Source organism: Pseudomonas parafulva (assembly GCF_000800255.1).
Classification (GTDB): Bacteria; Pseudomonadota; Gammaproteobacteria; order Pseudomonadales; family Pseudomonadaceae; genus Aquipseudomonas; species Aquipseudomonas boreofloridensis.
In genome coordinates this window covers 3,142,174-3,156,269 of sequence record NZ_CP009747.1, presented here as the reverse complement: position 1 = coordinate 3,156,269, position 14,096 = coordinate 3,142,174, and the positions used below count along the sequence as shown (strand labels likewise).

The 14,096-nt window shown below is 63.6% G+C and carries 11 protein-coding genes; 10 read left to right on the top strand and 1 reads right to left on the bottom strand.

All coding sequences use genetic code 11. From position 1 onward, the window contains the following. Nucleotides 1-6: 6 nt before the first annotated feature. The 9 genes from murD to lpxC all read left to right on the top strand — a co-directional run bounded on the left by murD (nt 7) and on the right by lpxC (nt 10,457). Nucleotides 7-1,353: a UDP-N-acetylmuramoyl-L-alanine--D-glutamate ligase gene (gene murD, locus NJ69_RS13610; RefSeq protein WP_039579849.1), complete on the top strand. Its 1,347-nt coding sequence runs from the start codon at nt 7-9 to the stop codon at nt 1,351-1,353. Beyond that, the gene (gene ftsW / locus NJ69_RS13605; RefSeq protein ID WP_039579846.1) at nt 1,350-2,564 is read left to right on the top strand and encodes a putative lipid II flippase FtsW; all 1,215 of its coding nucleotides are present in this window, start codon (nt 1,350-1,352) and stop codon (nt 2,562-2,564) included. Before murD ends, ftsW begins: the two co-directional genes overlap by 4 nt. Continuing rightward, nucleotides 2,554-3,633 carry an undecaprenyldiphospho-muramoylpentapeptide beta-N-acetylglucosaminyltransferase gene (murG, locus tag NJ69_RS13600; protein ID WP_039579844.1) on the top strand — a complete coding sequence of 360 codons (1,080 nt, stop codon included), beginning with the start codon at nt 2,554-2,556 and terminating at the stop codon, nt 3,631-3,633. Before ftsW ends, murG begins: the two co-directional genes overlap by 11 nt. Further along, nucleotides 3,626-5,080: a UDP-N-acetylmuramate--L-alanine ligase gene (gene murC / locus NJ69_RS13595; protein WP_029612148.1), complete on the top strand. Its 1,455-nt coding sequence runs from the start codon at nt 3,626-3,628 to the stop codon at nt 5,078-5,080. The genes murG and murC overlap by 8 nt, the downstream gene beginning before the upstream one ends. Then, nucleotides 5,077-6,033, top strand: coding sequence for a D-alanine--D-alanine ligase (locus NJ69_RS13590; protein ID WP_029612149.1), 957 nt, complete (start codon nt 5,077-5,079; stop codon nt 6,031-6,033). Before murC ends, NJ69_RS13590 begins: the two co-directional genes overlap by 4 nt. 5 nt (nt 6,034-6,038) lie before the next feature. Continuing rightward, nucleotides 6,039-6,908 carry a cell division protein FtsQ/DivIB gene (locus NJ69_RS13585; RefSeq protein WP_039579840.1) on the top strand — a complete coding sequence of 290 codons (870 nt, stop codon included), beginning with the start codon at nt 6,039-6,041 and terminating at the stop codon, nt 6,906-6,908. Nucleotides 6,909-6,922: 14 nt separating this feature from the next. Then, nucleotides 6,923-8,179 carry a cell division protein FtsA gene (ftsA, locus tag NJ69_RS13580; RefSeq protein ID WP_039579839.1) on the top strand — a complete coding sequence of 419 codons (1,257 nt, stop codon included), beginning with the start codon at nt 6,923-6,925 and terminating at the stop codon, nt 8,177-8,179. 57 nt (nt 8,180-8,236) lie between these two features. After that, nucleotides 8,237-9,433 (top strand): cell division protein FtsZ, encoded by a 1,197-nt coding sequence (gene ftsZ / locus NJ69_RS13575; protein WP_029612151.1) that lies wholly within the window; start codon nt 8,237-8,239, stop codon nt 9,431-9,433. Between the two features lie 112 nt (nt 9,434-9,545). Continuing rightward, nucleotides 9,546-10,457 carry a UDP-3-O-acyl-N-acetylglucosamine deacetylase gene (lpxC, locus tag NJ69_RS13570; protein WP_029612152.1) on the top strand — a complete coding sequence of 304 codons (912 nt, stop codon included), beginning with the start codon at nt 9,546-9,548 and terminating at the stop codon, nt 10,455-10,457. Between the two features lie 59 nt (nt 10,458-10,516). Here lpxC and NJ69_RS13565 read toward each other — a convergent pair whose 3' ends face one another. After that, nucleotides 10,517-10,972: a DUF721 domain-containing protein gene (locus NJ69_RS13565; RefSeq protein WP_039579837.1), complete on the bottom strand. Its 456-nt coding sequence runs from the start codon at nt 10,970-10,972 to the stop codon at nt 10,517-10,519. Between the two features lie 313 nt (nt 10,973-11,285). Between NJ69_RS13565 and secA the strand changes: the two genes are divergently transcribed. Continuing rightward, nucleotides 11,286-14,021, top strand: coding sequence for a preprotein translocase subunit SecA (secA, locus tag NJ69_RS13560; protein WP_039579835.1), 2,736 nt, complete (start codon nt 11,286-11,288; stop codon nt 14,019-14,021). The last annotated feature ends 75 nt before the right edge of the window (nt 14,022-14,096 follow it).

The following is a 14,096-nucleotide window of genomic DNA, read 5'->3' as shown; positions in this document are numbered from 1 at the left end:
ACGAGCGTGTCACTGATCGCTTCCGACCAATTCCGCATCATTGTCGGCCTCGGCAAGAGCGGCATGTCCCTGGTTCGCTTCCTGGCGGGCCAGGGCATCGCCTTTGCGGTCGCCGACACCCGCGAGCAACCGCCGGAACTGGACACCCTGCGCCGTGACTACCCGCAGGTGGAAGTACGCTGTGGTGAGCTGGACGTCGACTTCCTGTGCCGCGCCAGCACCTTGTACGTAAGCCCCGGCCTGGCCCTGTCCACGCCAGCGCTTCAACAGGCCGCCGCGCGTGGCGTGACGCTGTCCGGCGACATCGAGTTGTTCGCTCGTCAGGCCAAGGCGCCGATCGTGGCGATCAGCGGTTCCAACGCCAAGAGCACGGTCACCACTCTGGTGGGCGAGATGGCCGCCAAGGCCGGTAAGCGCGTGGCCGTCGGCGGTAACCTCGGCACGCCGGCACTGGATCTGCTCGACGACAGCGTCGAGTTGTACGTGCTGGAGCTGTCGAGCTTCCAGTTGGAAACCACCGATCAGCTCAACGCTGAAGTGGCCACCGTGCTCAACATCAGCGAAGACCATATGGACCGCTACAGCGGTCTGCCGGCCTATCACTTGGCCAAGCACCGCATTTTCCGAGGTGCTCGCCAGGTGGTGGTGAACCGTCAGGACGCCTTGAGCCGGCCGCTGCCGGTCGAAGGGCGTCCCTGCTGGACATTCGGTCTCAACGCGCCGGACTTCAAGGCTTTCGGCCTGCGAGAAGCCGATGGCGAGAAGTACCTGGCATTCGAATTTCAATCGTTGATGCCTGTGCGTGAACTGAAGATCCGCGGTGCGCACAACCAGAGCAACGCCCTGGCGGCGTTGGCCCTGGGTCATGCAGCCGGGTTGCCGTTCCAGCCGATGCTCGAGGCGCTGCGCGAATTCACCGGCCTGGCTCATCGCTGCCAATGGGTGCGCGAGCGCAACGGTGTGAACTGGTACGACGATTCCAAGGCCACCAATGTCGGTGCCGCGCTGGCGGCCATTGAAGGCCTGGGCGCAGACATCGAAGGCAAGCTGGTCCTGATCGCCGGCGGTGACGGCAAGGGGGCTGATTTCGCCGCCCTGCGCGAGCCGACCGGCCGGCATTGCCGCGCCGTGGTGCTGCTGGGTCGTGATGCCCAACGCCTGAGCGAGACGCTTGAAGGCGCGCTGCCGCTGGTGCGAGTCGCCAGCCTGGAGGAGGCCGTGCAGCGCTGCGCTGAACTCGCCGAGCCGGGCGATGCGGTGCTGCTGTCGCCTGCGTGCGCCAGCCTGGACATGTTCAGGAATTTCGAAGAACGCGGGCGTCTGTTCGCCCAGGCAGCGGAGGGGCTGGCATGATTTTCGGCATCATCAAGCCGTATCCGTCACCGCTCATCAGCGGGCGTGGCATCGACCTGGACTTCCCGCTGCTGGCCGGCTGCCTGGCGCTGCTGGGCCTGGGCCTGGTGATGATCACCTCGGCTTCGTCGGAAGTGGCTGCGGTGCAGTCGGGCAATCCGCTGTACCACATGATTCGCCACCTGGTGTATGTCGCCCTGGGCCTTGGCGCCTGCGGCGTGACGATGATGGTGCCGATCGCCACCTGGCAGCGCATGGGCTTCATGATGCTGATCGGCGCTTTTGGCCTGCTAGTGCTGGTGCTGGTGCCCGGCATTGGCCGTGAAGTGAACGGCTCGATGCGCTGGATCGGTTTCAGCTTCTTCAACGTACAGCCATCGGAAATCGCCAAGGTGTTCGTGGTGATCTACCTGGCGGGTTACCTGGTACGCCGGCAGACCGAAGTGCGCGAGAGCTGGATGGGCTTCTTCAAGCCGTTCATCGTGCTGCTGCCGATGGCCGGCCTGCTGCTGATGGAGCCGGACTTTGGCGCCACGGTGGTGATGATGGGCGCTGCGGCCGCGATGCTGTTCTTAGGTGGGGTGGGGTTGTTCCGCTTCTCGCTGATGGTGGTACTGGCGGTGGTCGCGGTGTTCGTCCTGGTGCAGGCTCAGCCTTATCGGATGGCGCGTCTGATCACCTTCACTGACCCCTGGTCCGATCAGTTCGGTTCCGGTTACCAGCTCACCCAGGCGCTGATCGCTTTCGGTCGCGGCGAGTGGCTGGGCGTGGGCCTTGGCAACAGCGTGCAGAAACAGTTCTACCTGCCCGAAGCGCACACCGACTTCGTGTTCTCGGTACTGGCCGAGGAACTGGGTGTGGTTGGCTCGCTGTGCACCGTGGCGCTGTTCGTGTTCGTCACCATTCGCGCCCTCTACATCGGTCTGTGGGCCGAGAAGGCCAAGCAATTCTTCGCCGCCTACATGGCATTCGGCCTGGCGTTCCTGTGGATCGGCCAGTTCCTCATCAACATCGGTGTGAACGTCGGTCTGCTGCCTACCAAAGGCCTGACCCTGCCGTTCCTCAGTTACGGGGGCAGTTCGCTGGTCATCTGCTGCGCCTGCGTAGGGCTGCTGCTGCGCATCGAATGGGAGAGCCGAACGCACCTGGGCAGCGAAGAGCACGAGTTCAAGGAAAGCGATTTTGCCGAGGAGACCAGTCATGGGCGCTGACGGCAAGAACGTCTTGATCATGGCCGGTGGCACTGGCGGGCACGTGTTCCCGGCGCTGGCCTGCGCGCGTGAATTCCAGGCCCGTGGCTACAGCGTGCATTGGTTGGGCACCCCTCGCGGCATCGAGAACGAGCTGGTGCCGCAGGCTGGCCTGCCGCTGCACCTGATCCAGGTCAGCGGTCTGCGCGGCAAGGGCAAGCTGTCCCTGCTCAAGGCGCCGTTCACCTTGGTCAAGGCCGTGTTGCAGGCACGGCGCATCATCCGCGAACTGCAACCGGTGTGCGTGCTCGGTTTCGGTGGCTATGTCACAGGCCCCGGCGGCGTCGCCGCGCGGTTGTGCGGCGTGCCGCTGGTGATCCACGAGCAGAACGCCCGCGCTGGTACCGCCAACCGCTTGCTTGTGCCATTGGCTGCGCGGGTCTGCGAAGCCTTCCCCGACACCTTCGAGGCCAGCGAGAAACGCCGCACCACCGGTAATCCGGTACGCCGCGAACTGTTCCTGGAGTCGCCACGCCTGCCCCTGGCCGAGCGCCGCGCACGGCTGTTGGTGCTCGGCGGTAGCCTGGGTGCGGAACCATTGAACAAATTGCTGCCTAAGGCCCTGTCCGAAGTGTCCGTCGACCTTCGTCCCGAGGTGTTCCACCAGGCCGGCAAGCAACACGCCGAGGTCACCGCCGAGCGTTATCGCGAGGCCGGGATCGACGCCCAGGTGGAGCCCTTCATCAAGGACATGGCCCATGCCTACGGCTGGGCAGACATGGTGGTGTGTCGGGCCGGAGCCCTGACCGTCAGCGAACTCGCGGCGGCGGGCCTGCCTTCGATGCTGGTGCCTTTGCCCCACGCCATCGACGACCACCAGACCCACAACGCCCAATACCTGGCTCGGGAAGGCGCCGCCTTCCTGCTGCCACAAGCGACAACTGGCGCAGCGCAGCTCGCTGAACGCCTGAACGAGGTGCTGATGCAACCCGAGAAACTCGACACCATGGCCGGCACCGCTCGCCGCCTGGCCAAACCTGCCGCAACCAGCACCGTAGTCGACATCTGTCTGGAGGTGGCCCATGGTTGAAAGCCAGAAAGCCATGCCGCAACCCAAGATGGGCCGCATCCGCCGTATCCACTTCGTCGGTATCGGCGGCGTGGGCATGTGCGGGATCGCCGAAGTACTGCTGAACCTGGGCTACGAAGTATCCGGCTCGGACCTCAAGGCCTCGCCGGTCACCCAGCGCCTGGAGTCCTTCGGCGCCGAGATTTTCGTGGGTCACCGCGCCGAAAACGCGGCCACCGCCGACGTGCTGGTGGTGTCCAGCGCCATCAATCCGGCCAACCCGGAGGTCGCCACTGCCCTGGAACGTCGTATTCCGGTAGTGCCACGCGCCGAGATGCTCGCCGAACTGATGCGCTATCGTCACGGCATCGCCGTGGCTGGCACCCATGGCAAGACCACGACCACCAGCCTGCTGGCGTCGGTGTTCGCAGCCGGTGGCCTGGACCCCACGTTCGTCATCGGGGGCCGCCTGACCGCCGCCGGCACCAATGCGCAACTGGGCACCAGCCGCTACCTGATCGCCGAGGCCGATGAAAGCGATGCCAGCTTCCTGCACCTGCAACCGATGGTTGCGGTGGTCACCAACATCGACGCCGACCATATGGCGACCTACGAAGGTGACTTCAACAAGCTGAAGAAGACCTTCGTCGAGTTCCTGCACAACCTGCCGTTCTACGGTCTGGCGGTGATGTGCCTGGACGATCCGGTGGTGCGTGAAATCCTGCCCCAGGTCAAACGTCCGACCGTCACCTACGGTTTCAGCGACGAGGCCGACATTCGCGCCATCAACGTCCGCCAGCAGGGCATGCAGACCCACTTCACCGTGCTGCGCCGCGACCGCGAGCCGTTGGAGGTGTCGGTGAACATGCCCGGCAACCACAACGTGCTCAATGCGCTGGCCACCATCGCCATCGCCACCGACGAGGGCATCAGCGACGAGGCCATCGTCCAGGGCTTGTCGGGTTTCCAGGGCGTTGGGCGACGCTTCCAGGTATACGGCGAACTGCCGGTCGAAGGTGGCAGCGTGATGCTGGTCGACGACTATGGTCATCACCCGACCGAAGTGGCGGCCGTGATCAAGGCCGTGCGTGGTGGCTGGCCGAGCCGGCGCCTGGTGATCGTCTACCAGCCGCACCGCTACAGCCGGACCCGCGATTTGTACGACGATTTCGTGCAGGTGCTGGGCGATGCCAACGTGCTGCTGTTGATGGAGGTGTACCCGGCCGGTGAAGAGCCGATTCCGGGCGCCGACAGCCGTCAGCTGTGCCACAGCATCCGCCAGCGCGGCAAGCTCGATCCGATCTACATCGAGCGCGGCGCCGAACTCGCGCCCCTGGTCAAGCCGCTGCTGCGCGCCGGTGACATCCTGATCTGCCAGGGCGCCGGCGATGTCGGCGGCCTGGCGCCACAACTGATGAAAAGCCCGTTGTTTGCTGGCGCCGTCGCCCAGCAGGAGAAATCGCTGTGAGTACCGCGTACGACAAACTGCACTCCACCCTCGACATCAAGGCCTTCGGCCGGGTGGCCGTGCTCTACGGGGGCAAAAGCGCCGAGCGCGAGGTATCGCTGAAATCCGGCGCTGCGGTGATCGAGGCGCTGACGGCAGCGGGTGTGGACGTGGTGGCCATCGATGTCGGCGACGACCTGCTCGAGCGCTTGCAGCACGAGCGGATCGACCGCGCGTTCATCATTCTTCATGGCCGTGGCGGCGAAGACGGCAGCATGCAAGGCCTGCTGGAGTGCCTGGGCATTCCTTATACCGGTAGCGGCATCCTGGCTTCGGCACTGGCCATGGACAAACTGCGCACCAAGCAGGTGTGGCAGAGCCTGGGCATTCCGACCCCGCGTCACGCCGTGCTCAGCACTGAAAACGACTGTGTCGAAGCAGGCAAGGAACTGGGCTTCCCGCTGATCGTCAAACCTGCCCATGAAGGTTCGAGCATCGGCATGGCCAAGGTGAACAACGTTGAGGAACTGGTCGCTGCCTGGCAGGACGCCGCTCGCTACGATTCTCAAGTGTTGGTGGAGCAGTGGATCCACGGCCCGGAGTTCACCATCGCGGTGCTGCGCGGCCAAGTGCTGCCACCGATCGCGCTGGGTACCCCGCATGTGTTCTACGACTACGACGCCAAGTACGTCGCCAACGACACTCAGTACCGCATTCCGTGCGGGCTGGACCGCCACAAGGAACAGGAACTGATCGACCTGACCGCGCGCGCCTGCGATGCCATCGGCATCGAGGGTTGGGGCCGTCTGGACGTGATGCAGGATGAGCAGGGCCGGTTCTGGCTGCTCGAAGTCAATACCGCACCGGGCATGACCGATCATAGCCTGGTGCCCATGGCGGCCCGCGCGGCCGGACTGGACTTCCAGCAACTGGTGCTGGCGATCCTGGCCGACAGCGTAGCGACGCGAGGTTAATCACCATGCAAGGCGCAATGATACGTCAGCAGCAACCCGTGACCGGCCGTAGCAAGCCGGTGCCGCGCGGTGCCAGCCGACTGGTGGCCGACGAGCCCGTATCGGCGCGCCTGCCTCGGCCGAACTTCGGAGGCCTCAAGCGCCTGCTGTGGCCGGTGCTGCTGGTGGCGGCCGGTTTCGGCGCCTATGAGGGGGCGATCAGGCTGATGCCCTATGCCGACCGGCCGATCACCAAGATCGCCGTGCAGGGCGACCTCAGCTACATCAGCCAGCAGGCGGTACAGCAGCGTATTGCGCCCTACGTGGCGGCGAGCTTCTTCAGCGTCGACCTGCCGGCGATGCGCACCGAGCTCGAGCAGATGCCGTGGATCGCCCACGCCGAAGTGCGTCGGGTCTGGCCCAACGAGGTGGTGATTCGCCTCGAGGAACAACTGCCTGTCGCGCGCTGGGGCGACGAGGCCTTGCTCAACAACCAGGGCCAGGCCTTCACCCCGCGCGAGCTGGCCAACTATGAGCACCTGCCGCAGTTGTTCGGCCCGCAGCGCGCTCAGCAACAAGTCATGCAGCAGTATCAGGTACTGAGCCAGATGCTGCGTCCCCTCGGGTTCTCCATCGCTCGCCTGGAGCTGCGCGAGCGAGGCAGCTGGTTCCTGACCACGGGTGCGGGTAGCACCGGTCCAGGCATCGAGCTGCTGCTGGGACGCGATCATCTGGTGGAGAAGATGCGCCGGTTCATTGCCATTTACGACAAGACACTCAAAGAGCAGATCGCCAACATCGCCCGCGTCGATCTGCGGTACGCCAACGGATTAGCCGTTGGCTGGCGGGAACCGATTGCACCGACGACGGCCCAACCCGCCGTTGCGAAGAATTAGAGAGAGGCAGGACCATGGCAAACGCGCATAGCGGCAAAATGATCGTCGGGCTGGACATCGGCACCTCCAAGGTCGTCGCCCTGGTGGGCGAAGTGGCGGCGGACGGCACCCTGGAGATCGTCGGGATCGGTACTCATCCGTCCCGCGGCCTGAAGAAAGGTGTGGTGGTGAACATCGAATCGACCGTGCAGTCGATCCAGCGCGCGGTGGAAGAGGCGCAGTTGATGGCGGGCTGCCGCATCCACTCGGCGTTCGTCGGCGTGGCCGGCAATCACATCCGCAGCCTGAACTCCCACGGTATCGTCGCCATCCGCGACCGCGAGGTCAGCGTCGCCGACCTGGAGCGCGTACTCGACGCCGCCCAGGCCGTGGCCATTCCTGCCGACCAGCGCGTGCTGCACACCTTGCCGCAAGACTACGTGATCGATAACCAGGAAGGCGTGCGTGAGCCCCTGGGCATGTCCGGCGTACGCCTGGAGGCCAAGGTCCACGTGGTCACCTGCGCGGTCAACGCAGCGCAGAACATCGAGAAGTGCGTGCGCCGCTGTGGCCTGGAAATCGACGACATCATCCTCGAGCAACTGGCCTCGGCCTACTCGGTGCTGACCGACGACGAGAAGGAACTGGGCGTGTGCCTGGTGGACATCGGCGGCGGCACCACCGACATCGCCATCTTCACCGAAGGCGCGATTCGTCACACCGCCGTGATTCCGATTGCAGGCGACCAAGTCACCAACGACATCGCCATGGCCCTGCGCACACCGACGCAGTACGCCGAGGAAATCAAGATCCGCTACGCCTGTGCCCTGGCCAAGCTGGCGGGTGCCGGCGAAACCATCAAGGTGCCGAGCGTCGGCGATCGTCCGCCGCGCGAACTGTCGCGCCAGGCCCTGGCCGAGGTGGTCGAGCCGCGTTACGACGAGCTGTTCACCCTGATTCAGGCCGAGCTGCGCCGCAGTGGCTACGAAGACCTGGTGCCGGCCGGCATCGTCCTCACCGGCGGTACCGCGAAGATGGAAGGCGCGGTGGAGCTGGCCGAAGAAATTTTCCACATGCCGGTACGCCTTGGCGTGCCGCACAGCGTTCGGGGGCTGAGCGATGTGGTGCGCAACCCGATCTATTCAACCGGCGTGGGACTGCTCACCTACGGCCTGCACAAGCAGACCGAGGACCTGCCCCTGACCGGCAACAGCAGCAGCAACAGCTATGGCGATGAACCGAAGGCCCCGGTGCTTGAGCGCTTCAAGCGCTGGGTCCAAGGCAATTTCTAAGTTTCAAAGCAGTAGTGGTAGGCGCTAAAAAACTAGAGAACTGTAAGGAGAGGGAAAATGTTCGAGCTCGTAGACAACGTCCCGCAAAGCCCGGTCATCAAAGTGATCGGCGTCGGTGGTGGTGGTGGCAACGCCGTCAACCACATGGTCAAAAGCAACATCGAGGGCGTGGAGTTCATCTGCGCCAACACCGATGCACAGGCGCTCAAGAGCATCGGTGCACGCACCATCCTGCAACTGGGTACCGGCGTTACCAAGGGCCTGGGCGCAGGTGCCAATCCGGAAGTCGGTCGTCAGGCCGCGCTGGAAGACCGTGAGCGCATTGCCGAAGTCCTGCAGGGCACCAACATGGTGTTCATCACCACCGGCATGGGCGGCGGTACCGGTACCGGTGCAGCGCCGATCATCGCCGAAGTGGCGAAGGAAATGGGCATTCTCACCGTCGCAGTGGTGACCCGTCCGTTCCCGTTCGAAGGCCGCAAGCGCATGCAGATCGCCGACGAAGGCATTCGCATGCTGGCTGAAAGCGTCGACTCGTTGATCACCATTCCCAACGAGAAGCTGCTGACCATCCTGGGCAAGGACGCCAGCTTGCTGTCGGCGTTCGCCAAGGCGGACGATGTGCTCGCCGGTGCCGTGCGCGGTATTTCCGACATCATCAAGCGTCCCGGCATGATCAACGTCGACTTTGCCGACGTGCGCACCGTGATGGGCGAAATGGGTATGGCCATGATGGGTACCGGCTGCGCCAGCGGTCCGAACCGTGCCCGCGAGGCCACCGAAGCGGCGATCCGCAACCCGCTGCTCGAAGACGTCAACCTGCAGGGCGCCCGCGGCATCCTGGTGAACATCACCGCAGGTCCTGACCTGTCGCTGGGTGAGTACTCCGATGTGGGTAGCATCATCGAAGCCTTCGCCTCCGACCACGCAATGGTCAAGGTCGGTACCGTGATCGATCCGGACATGCGCGACGAGCTGCACGTCACCGTGGTCGCTACTGGCCTGGGTGCGCGTATCGAGAAGCCGGTCAAAGTGGTGGACAACACCCTGCAGACCGCGCAACAGGTGTACGAAGCCTCCAATCCGGCACCCGTGCGTCCAGAACAGCCATCGGTCAATTACCGTGAGCTGGAGCGTCCGACCGTGATGCGCAACCAGGCTCACGCCGGTGCTGCCGCTGCGGCCAAACTCAACCCACAGGACGATCTGGATTACCTGGACATCCCGGCCTTCCTGCGTCGCCAGGCCGATTGATGGAATTTATCAGGGCTATGAGGGTGATTGGTGTTCAGCAAAGGCCGGGTCTGCTATCATTCCCAGCCTTTGTTGATACCAATTCGCAATTAGCGCTAAAGCGGCCAATGCCATGATCAAACAACGCACCCTGAAGAATACCATTCGTGCCACAGGTGTCGGCCTGCACTCCGGAGAGAAGGTCTACCTGACTCTGAAGCCGGCACCGGTGGATAGCGGCATCGTCTTCCGCCGTGCCGACCTTGACCCTGTGGTCGAGATCCCGGCACGTGCGGCCAACGTCGGCGAGACCACCATGTCGACGACGCTGGTCAACGGTGACATCAAGGTCGATACGGTCGAGCACCTGCTCTCCGCCATGGCGGGCCTGGGCATCGATAACGCCTACGTCGAGCTCTCCGCCTCGGAAGTGCCGATCATGGATGGCAGCGCCGGACCCTTCGTATTCCTGATTCAATCCGCCGGCCTGGAAGAACAGGACGCCGCCAAGAAGTTCATCCGCATCCTGCGCGAAGTGACCGTGGAGGAGGGCGACAAGCGCGCCACCTTCATGCCCTTCGACGGGTTCAAGGTGAGCTTCGAGATCGACTTCGACCATCCGGTCCTGCGCAACCGGACCCAGAGCGCCAGCGTCGACTTCTCCAGCACGTCTTTCGTCAAGGAAGTCAGCCGCGCACGCACCTTCGGCTTCATGCGCGACATCGAGTACCTGCGCCAGCATAATTTGGCGCTCGGTGGCAGCGTCGAGAACGCCATCGTGGTCGACGAGACCGGTGTGCTCAACGAGGACGGCCTTCGTTACGAAGACGAATTCGTCAAGCACAAGATCCTCGACGCCATCGGCGATCTCTACCTGCTGGGCAACAGCCTGATCGGCGAGTTCAAGGGCTACAAGTCCGGACACGCGCTGAACAACCAACTGTTGCGCAAGCTGATCGCCGAAACCGATGCCTGGGAAGTGGTCACCTTCGAAGATGCCAGCACGGCACCGATCTCCTACATGCGCCCTGTTGCGGCCGTGTAAGTTCGAACACTCTCTAGTTCATTGAGGCCACCTTCGGGTGGCCTTTTTTCATTCTGCGATCAGCTGTTGTCTGGCGCATGGGCGGCCAGACGCTCGAGCGCTGCGCGCAGTTTCGGGTCTTCGATGGCTTCGGCGGTTTCGCGCAGGCTCTGCGCGGCCTGGGGCGATAACTCACTGGCGTGTATCGGTCGTTTCGGCGCCGCGACCGGCGGCTGTACCTGGAAGCGAATGCGCTGCAGGTTGCCGAAGGCGTCCATGCCGCGCAGGGCCGTCAGCAGCCGTTTGTGTTGATAGCGCAGGCGGGTCGCCCAGTGCCCGTCGGTGACCACCAGCAGCAGGCAACCATCGCGCCACGAGGCGACATGGCAATGCTCGCGGGCGGCCGGCTGCAGTTGGCTTTCCACCAGGCGCTGCAGATGCTCCAGGCGCTCGGCCTGGTTGAGCAGCAGACGCAGTGGCCTGGCCTGGCGCAGCAGGGCGGCGGGGGGCTGGGCAGAAGGCGGTTTATAGGCCATCGGGGTACGCACGAGGTTACAAGATCGGCAGTCTAACAGATGGCATCGCCGCCGTTGTGCGGCGTGCCTCAGCGCACCGATGCGCGGGGGCAGGGTCGGCAATCGCAGCTTTCATGATCTGGCGCCTTGAACTTGGAAAAAATATCCCTATGTTAGGTAAGCCCCGCTAAAAGCGCTGTGCCAGCATCGTGGAAATCCACCACTTTCCTCACCATCGTTTCCGGGTAGAATGCTCGTTCGCATGCGGCCCAAGGGCTGCACGGGCGACTCTCGGGGCCGCCCTCCATCCCTAAGTGTGGAAGAACCAGCCGATATGTTTGCGCCTTTGTTGAAAAAACTTTTTGGAAGCAAGAACGAGCGTGAGATCAAGCGCATGCTCAAGACGGTGAGTGCCGTCAATGCCTTCGAAGAGAAGATGGTGGCCCTCTCCGACGAACAACTGCGCGGCAAGACCGCAGAGTTCAAAGAGCGCCTGGCCAAAGGCGAAACCCTCGACCAACTGCTGCCCGAAGCCTTCGCCGTGGCCCGTGAGGCCGGTAAGCGCGTCATGGGCATGCGCCACTTCGACGTCCAGTTGATCGGCGGCATGACCCTGCACGAGGGCATGATCGCCGAGATGCGTACCGGTGAGGGCAAGACCCTCGTCGGCACCCTGGCGGTGTACCTCAACGCGCTGTCCGGCAAAGGCGTGCACGTGGTCACGGTCAACGACTACCTCGCCCGTCGCGACGCCAACTGGATGCGTCCGCTGTACGAGTTCCTCGGCCTGACCATCGGCATCGTCTCGGCCTTCCAGCCGCCGGAAGAAAAGCGCGCCGCCTACGCGGCCGACATCACCTACGGCACCAACAACGAATTCGGCTTCGACTACCTGCGCGACAACATGGCCTTCAGCCAGGACGAGAAGTTCCAGCGTGAGCTGAACTTCGCGGTCATCGACGAAGTGGACTCGATCCTCATCGACGAAGCGCGTACCCCGCTGATCATTTCCGGCCAGGCCGAAGACAGCTCCAAGCTGTACACCGAGATCAACCGCCTGATCCCGCGCCTGAAGCAGCACATCGAGGAGGTCGAAGGCCAGGTGACCCAGGAAGGTCACTTCACCATCGACGAGAAGAGCCGCCAGGTCGAGCTCAACGAAGCCGGTCACCAGTTCATCGAGGAAATGCTCACCCAGGTCGGCCTGCTGGCCGAGGGCGAGAGCCTGTACTCGGCGCACAACCTGGGCCTGCTGACCCACGTCTACGCCGGTCTGCGTGCCCACAAGCTGTTCCACCGCAACGTCGAGTACATCGTCCAGGACGGTCAGATCCTGCTGATCGACGAACACACCGGCCGGACCATGCCGGGTCGCCGCCTGTCCGAAGGCCTGCACCAGGCCATCGAGGCGAAGGAAAACCTGAACATCCAGGCCGAGAGCCAGACCCTGGCTTCGACCACCTTCCAGAACTACTTCCGTCTGTACACCAAGCTGTCCGGCATGACCGGTACCGCCGACACCGAAGCGTTCGAGTTCGCCCAGATCTACAGCCTCAACGTGATGGTCATCCCGCCGAACAAGCCGTTGGCGCGCAAGGACTTCAACGACCTGGTGTACCTGACCGCCGAGGAGAAATACGCGGCGATCATCACCGACATCAAGGAGAGCATGGCCAAGGGCCGTCCCGTACTGGTCGGTACTGCGACCATCGAGACCTCCGAGCACATGTCCAACCTGCTGCACAAGGAAGGCATCGAGCACAAGGTTCTGAACGCCAAGTACCACGAGAAGGAAGCCGAGATCATCGCCCAGGCCGGTGCGCCGGGTGCGCTGACCATCGCCACCAACATGGCCGGTCGCGGTACCGACATTCTGCTGGGCGGTAACTGGGAGGCCGAAGTCGCCGCCCTGGACAACCCCACCGAAGAGCAGATCGCCCACATCAAGACCGACTGGCAGAAGCGTCACCAGCAGGTGCTGGAAGCCGGTGGCCTGCACGTGATCGCTTCCGAGCGCCACGAGTCGCGCCGCATCGACAACCAGTTGCGCGGCCGTGCTGGTCGTCAGGGCGACGCCGGTTCCAGCCGTTTCTACCTGTCGCTGGAAGACAGCCTGATGCGTATCTTTGCCTCCGATCGGGTGAAGAACTTCATGAAGGCCCTGGGCATGCAGTCCGGCGAAGCCATCGAGCATCGCATGGTCACCAACGCCATCGAGAAGGCGCAGCGCAAGGTCGAAGGCCGTAACTTCGACATCCGCAAGCAACTGCTCGAATACGACGACGTGGCCAACGAGCAGCGCAAGGTCATCTACCACATGCGTAACAGCCTGCTGGCCGCCGAGAATATCGGCGACACCATCGGCGAATTCCGCAAGGAAGTGCTGGACGCTACCATCAGCCAGCACATTCCGCCGCAATCGCTGCCTGAGCAATGGGATGTCGCCGGTCTGGAAGCGTCGCTGTCCAGTGACTTCGCCATGAAGCTGCCGATCCAGCAGTGGCTCGACGAGGACGATCACCTCTACGAGGAAACCCTGCGCGAGAAGCTGCTGAACGAAATCACCACCGCCTACACCGAGAAGGAAGACCAGGCCGGGATCGACGCCCTGCGCACCTTCGAGAAGCAGATCCTGCTGCGCGTGGTGGATGACCTGTGGAAAGACCACCTGTCGACCATGGACCACCTGCGTCACGGTATCCACCTGCGCGGCTACGCCCAGAAGAACCCGAAGCAGGAGTACAAGCGCGAGTCGTTCACTCTGTTCCAGGAGTTGCTGGAGTCGATCAAGCGCGACACCATCCGTGTGCTGTCCCACGTTCAGGTGCGCCGCGAAGATCCAGTCGAGGAAGAGGCCCGCCTGCGCCGTGAAGCCGAAGAACTGGCCAGCCGCATGCAGTTCCAGCATGCGCCTGCGCCAGGCCTGGAAAGCGAGCCGTTGAGCGAAGAGGGCGCTGAGGTTGCCGTGGCTGCCATGCCGGTTCGCAACGAGCAGAAGCTGGGTCGCAACGAGCCGTGCTGGTGTGGCTCGGGCAAGAAGTTCAAGCATTGCCACGGCCAGATCGAGTGATCTGATCCTCTCGCGGTGACGTAACATCCGGGGCCGCTTTCGCGCCCCATCGCGGCACAAGGCCGCTTCTACAGG

Excerpts from the sequence above, each read along its gene's own strand:
- NJ69_RS13585 (WP_039579840.1), top strand. The coding sequence starts at position 6,039 with ATGCAAGGCGCAATGATACGTCAGCAGCAACCCGTGACCGGCCGTAGC.
- ftsA (WP_039579839.1), top strand. The coding sequence starts at position 6,923 with ATGGCAAACGCGCATAGCGGCAAAATGATCGTCGGGCTGGACATCGGC.
- lpxC (WP_029612152.1), top strand. The coding sequence starts at position 9,546 with ATGATCAAACAACGCACCCTGAAGAATACCATTCGTGCCACAGGTGTC.
- murG (WP_039579844.1), top strand. The coding sequence starts at position 2,554 with ATGGGCGCTGACGGCAAGAACGTCTTGATCATGGCCGGTGGCACTGGC.
- NJ69_RS13565 (WP_039579837.1), bottom strand. The coding sequence starts at position 10,972 with ATGGCCTATAAACCGCCTTCTGCCCAGCCCCCCGCCGCCCTGCTGCGC.
- secA (WP_039579835.1), top strand. The coding sequence starts at position 11,286 with ATGTTTGCGCCTTTGTTGAAAAAACTTTTTGGAAGCAAGAACGAGCGT.
- ftsW (WP_039579846.1), top strand. The coding sequence starts at position 1,350 with ATGATTTTCGGCATCATCAAGCCGTATCCGTCACCGCTCATCAGCGGG.
- murC (WP_029612148.1), top strand. The coding sequence starts at position 3,626 with ATGGTTGAAAGCCAGAAAGCCATGCCGCAACCCAAGATGGGCCGCATC.
- ftsZ (WP_029612151.1), top strand. The coding sequence starts at position 8,237 with ATGTTCGAGCTCGTAGACAACGTCCCGCAAAGCCCGGTCATCAAAGTG.